Below are 7264 nucleotides of genomic sequence, written 5' to 3'. Positions count from 1 at the left end.
CCGAACAGGACCGTGAAACGACTCTGCGCCGATGATAGTGCTGCAACCAGTGTGAAAGTAGGTTATCGTCAGGCTAGTTATATAGAAAAACCCCGCTGAGTTAGCTCTTGGCGGGGTTTTTTGCATTTGTCCCTTCGGTCACTCTGTGGCTCGCAATCACTATTTTTCCCCAAGCCGCTTGCTTGTCCAACGCACGGCGACCTAGCATGTGAAGATGGACGTTAAAAATATGTGAAGCGCAGTTCAACCTAATGAAGGGGGAGCAAATGCTTGAGAATTTGACGATCGGCAAACGGCTGGGAATTGCATTTGGATTGCTGACATTGCTGGCCGTGCTGTTTGGATTGATTGCGCATAATGAAATCCGGGCCATGAACGAGCAGTGGCAGAGCGTCAAGCAAGATGCGATTGCCAAAGGCGCTGCAACAAGCAAGGGGACTGTCGCCCTGGGCAGTGCGGTACATTACTTCAAGAATTTCGTCATCCGTGGCGGCGATTACGATAAAAAATTCAACGACCAGATGAGCATCATCGACAACGTCGACGATGAATACAAAGCCACGGGCCGCATGACGGCAGAAGAGGAAAAGATCCTCAACAAGATCCACGACAACACCCTCATCTACCGCAACGCCATCGCGAAGATTGCTGAAATGCGTGCGCGCAAGGTAGACGACGTTGGTGAACTGGATAAAGCCGTCAGCGGCGCCGATAAACCGCTGGCGGAAGCGTTCGACCAGTTACGCACCATTACCGCCGCCACCACCAAGGCTGCCGATGCCAACATGAGCGCCGTGACCACCCGCGCCACGCAATTGATCATTGGCGCCTTGGTGGCATTGGTGATCCTGTCCATCGTGGCCGCATGGCTGATCACGCGCAGCATTACGCGTCCGTTGGACGATGCGGTCAATGCAGCGAACCGTTTGGCCGATGGCGACCTGAGTGTTTCACTGGAGTCGGCAGCGAAAGATGAAACAGGCCAGTTGCTGCGCGCGATGGGCAATATGGTGGCCAAATTGCAGCAAGTGATCGAGGGGCAGCGTCGCGCCATCGCGGCAGCCAACAAGGGAAACTTCGGCACCCGTATTGAGCTGCATGGTTTGCACGGCTTCCAGCAAGAGATGGCCGAGGGCTTGAACCAGCTGGTGGCAACCACGCAAGCGGGCATCGACGACATGGTGGTCATGATGGAAGCCATTGCCTCCGGCGACCTGACCCGCACGATCGACAAGAAGTACGAAGGCGCGTTTGGCGACATGATGGGCTTTGCCAATGCCGCCGTCACCAAGCTGTCGCAAGTGGTGGCGGAAGTCAACGACAGCGCCGCCGCCCTGGCTGCGGCATCGGAACAGGTCAGCGCCACCGCGCAATCGCTGTCGCAGGCCGCCAGTGAGCAGGCCGCCAGCGTCGAAGAGAGCAGCGCATCGATGGAGCAAATGACGTCGTCCATTACGCAAAATACGGAAAACGCGAAAGTCACGGACGCCATGGCCAGCAAGGCCTCCAGGGAAGCAACCGAAGGTGGCGAAGCCGTGCGTACCACCGTGGCTGCCATGAAGCAGATCGCCACGAAAATCGTCATCATCGACGACATTGCCTACCAGACCAATCTCCTGGCGTTGAATGCAGCCATCGAAGCGGCGCGCGCGGGTGACCACGGCAAAGGCTTTGCCGTTGTGGCGGCGGAAGTGCGCAAGCTGGCGGAGCGCGCCCAGGTCGCGGCCCAGGAGATCGGTGAAGTGGCGGGCAGCAGCGTGACCCTGGCGGAAAAAGCGGGGACACTGCTGGATTCCATGGTCCCGAATATCAAGAAAACCTCGGACCTGGTGCAGGAAATCACGGCCGCGTCGGAAGAGCAGGCAACCGGTGTCAGCCAGATCAGCACGGCAATGAGCCAATTGAGCGACACCACACAGCAAAATGCCGCCGGCTCCGAAGAGTTGGCGTCCACTGCGGAAGAGATGAGCAGCCAGGCCGAAGAGCTGCAGCAAACCATGGCGTTCTTCAGTATCAATGGCGGTGGAAATAACAATGCAGGACGGCGGATGCAAGTGCCTGTGCGAAAATCTTCCAAGGCTACAACAGTGCCGCGCGCACCCGCCCGCAAGGTGCTATCCTCTGAAGTAGGGCCAGACGAGGGGCAATTTACGCGATTCTAGTGCGAGGACCGTGAATGCGAGATGCATCGACGATGTCAGTAGAACCCATCACCGACCAGGAATTTACACTGTTCCAACGCTTTATCTTCGACAATGCCGGCATCACGCTATCGGCAGCGAAGAAAGCGTTGGTCAGCGGCCGCCTCGCCAAACGGCTGATGCATTACCGGCTGGCCAGTTACGGCGCTTATTTCCGTATGCTGTCAGCAGGCCAGTCACCAGGCGAAGTGCAGATTGCAATTGACCTGTTGACCACCAACGAGACTTACTTCTTCCGCGAATCCAAGCACTTCGACTTGCTGCGCAAGCTGGCCGGCGCGGCGCTGGAACAGAGGCAACCGTTCCGCGTGTGGAGCGCAGCCTGTTCAACGGGCGAAGAGCCCTACAGCATTGCCATGGTGCTCGACGATGTATTGGGCGAACACGAATGGGAACTGTATGCGTCCGATATCAGTACCCGCGTACTGGCATCGGCCAAGGCCGGCCATTACATGCGCGAACGCACCAGCCACATTCCCCCCGCCTACCTGAAACGCTATTGCCTGCGCGGCATCGCGGAGCAGGAAGGCACTTTACTGGTTGATAAGCGTTTGCGTCAGCGCGTGCAATTTCATCAGGTAAACCTGAATGAAACGCTGCCCAAGTTCGGCCAGTTCGACGTGATTTTCCTGCGCAATGTGCTGATTTACTTCAGCCCCGAAACCAAGCGCGAAGTGGTGGGGCGCTTGCTGGGAGCGATACGTCCCGGCGGCCACCTGTTGATCGGTCATTCAGAAAGCTTGCATGACATGGCCGGGCCTTTGCAGGTGCAGGGACCATCGGTGTACCGTAAAGCATGAGGATAGCGCGTGGCGGTGATCGACGTTTTTTTGATGCCGGGCGAGCATTTTGTTGGCGATGCCCGGCACCGCATCCGCACGTTGCTGGGATCTTGTGTATCGATCACGTTATGGCACCCGCAGCGCCGTGTGGGGGCGATGTCGCATTTCCTGTTGACGGTGGGGGAAAACGAGGCGGTTGCGCACCTGAGCGGTCGTTATTGTGAAGGGGCGCTGGAATTGATGTTGACGGAATTGCGGAAGCTGGGCATCAACCCGGAAGAGTGCCAGGCTAAAGTCTTTGGAGGCGGCATGATGTTCCCCGACATCGAGCGCAATGATGAAAGCAATATCGGGCGGCGCAATGGCGAAACTGCGGAACGCCTGCTGCGCATGCATAACATACCGGTGGTGTCTGAAAGCCTGTTCGGCGTCGGGCATCGCCACATTATATTCAACGTCAAGACCGGTGATGTCTGGGTCAGGTTAGGCCCACCGGGACCGCGGCAAGGCAAGGCGTTGAAGGAGCGGTTATGAAGAAAATCAATGTGCTCGTGGTCGACGATTCTGCTGTCGTGCGCCAGGTTGTTACGGCCTTGCTGAACAAGGCGCCGGACATTCAAGTGCTGCATGCGGTGGCGGATCCCATCCTGGCCATGGAGCGCATGAAGACCGTGTGGCCGGACGTGATTGTGCTCGACGTGGAAATGCCCCGCATGGATGGCATCACGTTCCTGCGCAAGCTGATGGCGGAGCGGCCCACGCCGGTGGTGATTTGCTCCACGTTGACGGCCAAGGCGGCCAAGACCACGATGGAGGCCATGGCGGCGGGCGCCGTCTCCATCATCACCAAGCCCAAGCTCGAACTCAAGCAGTTCCTCAACGATAGCGCGGACGAACTGGTGTCTGCTGTGCGGGCTGCATCGGTCGCCAATGTGCGCCGGCTGGCCGGCCGGGCAGCCGCGCCGGCATTGCAGCCGGCTGCCAAGCTGACCGCCGATGCGATCCTGCCGGCAGCGGACAACCGCGCCATGGTGCAGACAACGGAGCGGGTTGTCGCAATCGGTACGTCGACAGGTGGCACACAGGCGCTGGAAGTCGTGCTCACGGCATTGCCGCGCGTCTCGCCAGGTATCGTCATTGTCCAGCATATGCCGGAGCGGTTCACGGCCGCATTTGCCGAGCGCCTGAATTCGATTTGCCAGATTGACGTCAAGGAAGCGCAAACCGGCGACCGCGTGGTGCCGGGCCGCGCGCTGATTGCACCGGGCGGCAAGCATATGCTGTTGCGCCGCAATGGCGCCCAGTATTACGTGGAAGTGGTCGACGGGCCGCTGGTCAACCGGCATCGGCCTTCCGTCGATGTGCTGTTCCGCTCCGTGGCCAAGTGCGCCGGCTCGAATGCGCTGGGTGTCATCATGACCGGCATGGGTGACGATGGTGCCGCAGGCATGCTGGAAATGCGCAATGCCGGCGCGTACACCGTGGCGCAGGACGAAGCCAGTTGCGTTGTGTATGGCATGCCGAAAGAAGCCGTGAAACGTGGCGCCGTGGAGCGCTCCGTACCGCTCGATAACATCGGCCGCGAAATCCTTCAACAACTGTCGTCATTCTCAGCCTAGGAGGTGCAGTGCAGGACTGGACCAATTGCACGGCGATGGTGGTGGAGGACAGCGCTGTCCAGCGCGACCATATGGCTGGCTTGTTGCGCCAGGCCGGGTTTGGTCAGGTCCTGGTGGCATGCGATGGCATCGATGCGCTGCGCAAGCTCGATGCGCGTGGGTTGCCTGTGGAGTTGGTATTGACGGACCTCGATATGCCGGGCATGGATGGCCTGGAACTGATTCGTCATTTGAAGGAGCTGGAACTGGCGTGCAGCCTGGTCGTTGCCAGCGCGCGCGAAGGCCGGCTGGGTGAAGCGGCGGCCAGTATGGCGGATGGCGCGACACGCATGCAAATGCTGGGTACGGCGCTCAAGCCGTTGCATTTCGATGTGCTGCAATCGCTGCTGGCGCACGCGGACGCGCAAGCGCTGTCGGCCGGCGCGATGACTGCGGTGCCTGGTTCGGAAGAAATCGAAGCAGCGCTGGCGCAGCAGCAATTCCTGCCTTATTTTGAACCGCGCATTGAAGTGGCTGGCGGCTTGCTGCGTGGCGTGGATGTCCATGCGTCCTGGCTTCATCCGGAACGGGGTTTGATACGGGCTTCACGCTTCCTGCCCACGTTGCAAGGCTCCGCTTCGATTGCACCGCTGGCGATGAGCATCGCGCAACAGGCGCTGGCCCAATTGAAAGCATGGCATGACATTGGCCTGGTGACGTTGACGATGTCGATCCGGTTGCCGGCGGAATTGCTGGCGGACCGGCGCATGATCGACCGGCTCTGCGCTATCGTGCATGAACACGGCGTGGCGCACCGCAGTATCACGTGGGAGTGCCCGGAAGCGGTGTTGACCAGTGCCGCGCCACTCAGCATTGCCAACCTTGCGCACTTGAGTTTGCGCGGCTTTGGCATCGGCGTGGCAGGCTACCGCGCGGGACAAACTTCGCAGCAGCAATTGGCGCGTTGTCCATTGACGGAGCTGCGTATCGATCACGTGATCGTCAACGAGGCGTCGCAACAGCCGGCGCGCGCCGCATTGCTGCAGCAATCCATCGAAGCGGCGCACCAGATGCGCATTGCCGTGGTGGCGGAAGGTGTTGAACATGGGAGCGACCTGGCGCTGCTGCGCAGCTATGGTTGCGAACTGGCGCAGGGCCCACTGGTGGCCGCGCCGATGCCGGCGCAGGCGCTGGTCGGATGGATCAAGGGAAACCGGCGGCGCCTGAAAGAACTTGTCGCGGTAGAGGGCGGCGATTAACGCTGCGGCGCGGTCAGCGGCAGGTTGACCGTGAACACCGTGCCTTCGCCAGGCGCACTGCGGACATCGATACGCCCGCCCAGCATGTCGTTGACGATGTTGTGCACGATGTGCAAACCGAGACCGGATCCGCCGACGCCCAGTTTGGTCGTGAAAAACGGCTCGAAGATGTGCAGCAGGTTGTCGGGAGTGATGCCATTGCCGTCATCGCTGATCGTCAGGATGACGCCGTTATCGATTTCCTGGCTGGAGCTGATGGTAATGGTGCCGGAGTCGCGTCCATCCAGTCCGTGGATGATGGCGTTGGTCAGCAAGTTCGTGATGACCTGGCCCAGCGGGCCGGGATAACTGTCCATCATCAGCGCTGGCGGAATGTCTTGCACCACCTGGTGGGGTGTGCGCCGTATCGTCGGCAGCAACGTCAGCACGTTGCCTGCCACGACTTCCGCCAGCAGGAACGTGCGCCGTTGCGCGCTGGTCTGGTCGACCGCCACTTGCTTGAAATTGGTGACCAGGTCGGCCGCGCGGTGCAGGTTGCGCACCAGGACTTCGGTGGCGGTGCTGGCGTTATTCAGGTAAGTGTCCAGCGAGGAGCGGCGCATCGGCTCGCCACGCACGAACTGGTTGCGCATTTCCTTGGTCTGGTCTTCGAAAGCGCTGGCGATCATCAAGCCGTTGCCGATCGGCGTATTCAATTCATGGGAAATGCCGGCCACCAGGGCGCCCAGCGCGGCGAGCTTCTCGTTTTGCACCAGTTCCGCTTTGGCGCGGTTCAATTGTTCGAACATTTGCTGCAAGTCGCGGTTGGCTTTGCGCAGCGCCAGGTGGGTGTTGATGCGCGCCATCACTTCTTCGATCTGGAATGGCTTGGTGATGTAGTCGACACCGCCGGCGTCGAAGCCGCTGACTTTCTGGCGCGAATCGGTCAGGCTGGTCATGAAGATGATCGGCGTATCGCGCGTGCTTTCCCGGTTTTTGATGCGGCGGCATGCCTCGAAACCATCGATACCGGGGAGTACGACGTCCATCAATATCAAGTCTGGCAAGCCGAATTCTGCGCGCATCAACCCTTCTTCCGCATTGCGTGCAATGAGAACGAGGAAGCCGCGCGATGCCAGGTGATCGAGCAGGGCGGTCAGGAATGACGGCGAATCGTCGACGACCAGGATCGTCGGCGGGATTCCGGCTGGCAGTTCGTTTGGGACCATCCTGACTCCTGGAGAGTGCTGCTGTGGACAAGTATATGCCGTTCTGGCAAGTATGGCTCGGAAAAAAGGCCACTTGCGGGATGGGTGTGGCTTTGCTATAGTTCTGTCCCCGCAGCGCTGCGACAGATCAACGAAACAGCGTAGCGAAGCAAGGGGTTGACGAGAATCACGAAACACTAGATAATCTCGCTTCTCTGCTGCTGACGAACAAAACGC

Annotated in this window: 6 protein-coding genes; 5 read left to right on the top strand and 1 reads right to left on the bottom strand. The window is 59.7% G+C overall.

Annotation, left to right across the window (positions count from 1 at the left end; genetic code table 11):
* The first annotated feature begins 266 nt into the window (after positions 1–266).
* From GJ700_RS34570 to GJ700_RS34550, 5 genes are read left to right on the top strand one after another with little or no spacing between them, the layout of a single operon-like run.
* Complete coding sequence (locus GJ700_RS34570; protein ID WP_229507416.1) at positions 267–2162, top strand: HAMP domain-containing methyl-accepting chemotaxis protein; 1896 nt, start codon at positions 267–269, stop codon at positions 2160–2162.
* A 32-nt stretch (positions 2163–2194) separates the two neighbouring features.
* A complete protein-coding gene (locus GJ700_RS34565) occupies positions 2195–3001 on the top strand; it encodes a CheR family methyltransferase (RefSeq protein ID WP_154382745.1) in 807 nt (268 codons plus the stop codon).
* A gap of 9 nt (positions 3002–3010) precedes the next feature.
* Complete coding sequence (locus tag GJ700_RS34560) at positions 3011–3517, top strand: chemotaxis protein CheD (protein ID WP_371868262.1); 507 nt, start codon at positions 3011–3013, stop codon at positions 3515–3517.
* Positions 3514–4602 carry a protein-glutamate methylesterase/protein-glutamine glutaminase gene (locus GJ700_RS34555; RefSeq protein WP_154382743.1) on the top strand — a complete coding sequence of 363 codons (1089 nt, stop codon included), beginning with the start codon at positions 3514–3516 and terminating at the stop codon, positions 4600–4602. Before GJ700_RS34560 ends, GJ700_RS34555 begins: the two co-directional genes overlap by 4 nt.
* An 8-nt stretch (positions 4603–4610) precedes the next feature.
* Positions 4611–5840 (top strand): EAL domain-containing protein, encoded by a 1230-nt coding sequence (locus tag GJ700_RS34550; RefSeq protein ID WP_154382741.1) that lies wholly within the window; start codon positions 4611–4613, stop codon positions 5838–5840.
* Here GJ700_RS34550 and GJ700_RS34545 read toward each other — a convergent pair.
* Positions 5837–7048 carry a sensor histidine kinase gene (locus GJ700_RS34545; RefSeq protein ID WP_154382739.1) on the bottom strand — a complete coding sequence of 404 codons (1212 nt, stop codon included), beginning with the start codon at positions 7046–7048 and terminating at the stop codon, positions 5837–5839. The genes GJ700_RS34550 and GJ700_RS34545 overlap by 4 nt on opposite strands.
* Between the last annotated feature and the right edge of the window lie 216 nt (positions 7049–7264).

Source organism: Pseudoduganella rivuli (genome assembly GCF_009674485.1).
Classification (GTDB): Bacteria; Pseudomonadota; Gammaproteobacteria; order Burkholderiales; family Burkholderiaceae_D; genus Rugamonas; species Rugamonas rivuli_B.
The sequence above is the reverse complement of the archived record's forward strand: the minus strand, read 5'-3'. Positions and strand labels throughout refer to the sequence as shown.

Coding starts and splice junctions, on each gene's coding strand:
- GJ700_RS34570 (WP_229507416.1), top strand. CDS start 267: ATGCTTGAGAATTTGACGATCGGCAAACGGCTGGGAATTGCATTTGGA.
- GJ700_RS34565 (WP_154382745.1), top strand. CDS start 2,195: ATGTCAGTAGAACCCATCACCGACCAGGAATTTACACTGTTCCAACGC.
- GJ700_RS34555 (WP_154382743.1), top strand. CDS start 3,514: ATGAAGAAAATCAATGTGCTCGTGGTCGACGATTCTGCTGTCGTGCGC.
- GJ700_RS34545 (WP_154382739.1), bottom strand. CDS start 7,048: ATGGTCCCAAACGAACTGCCAGCCGGAATCCCGCCGACGATCCTGGTC.